At 47.3% G+C, this 583-nt stretch carries 1 pseudogene; it reads right to left on the bottom strand.

From position 1 onward, the window contains the following. A pseudogene (locus tag AC04MQ_RS19295) lies at nucleotides 1–583 on the bottom strand (hypothetical protein); the annotation flags it as partial.

Below are 583 nucleotides of genomic sequence, written 5' to 3'. Positions count from 1 at the left end.
CGAAGATAGGTCGTATTATTTGCTGCGCCAGAAGGACTCATGACTGCTAGCGATCCAAGCCCTAAATTTACTCTGGCGCCAGCAGCGTCACTGGCTCCGGTACCCCCGTTTGCAAGGGCTACGATTCCGGACACATTGGTCGCTGTTGTTGCGGTGCTGGCATTTCCGGTAATATTAATTCCCGCGGTCGTCCCACCACTATTGAAGCCGTTCAAAATGGCATCCAGCTTAGTATATCTTTGGAAGATGCTTTCCAGGCTATTCTGATCAACGCCATTAGATACGTTTACATTGATAAAGTCCGTGTCGGACTTACTGTTAAGCATCTCGGAATTCACTGCAAACCCAACGGCCCGCATATTAAAATCCGCCGCCACGTCTTCGCCTTGGATATTCATACGCAAGCGCAAAACACGTCGATCTACGTTAGATGGGATATAGCTCTGATTTGTTGCCACAATATTGTTTTGGCTATCAACGCACTTGAGACCGGTACGCGTTGCTTTATTGTTCATCACTTCAGCAATGGATAAAACAGGGGAAGGATTTTTTCCGGGTAAAGTTGATGCATTTGGATCACCGA

The organism is Bdellovibrio sp. MYbb2, from assembly GCF_056175685.1.
The sequence above is the reverse complement of the archived record's forward strand: the minus strand, read 5'-3'. Positions and strand labels throughout refer to the sequence as shown.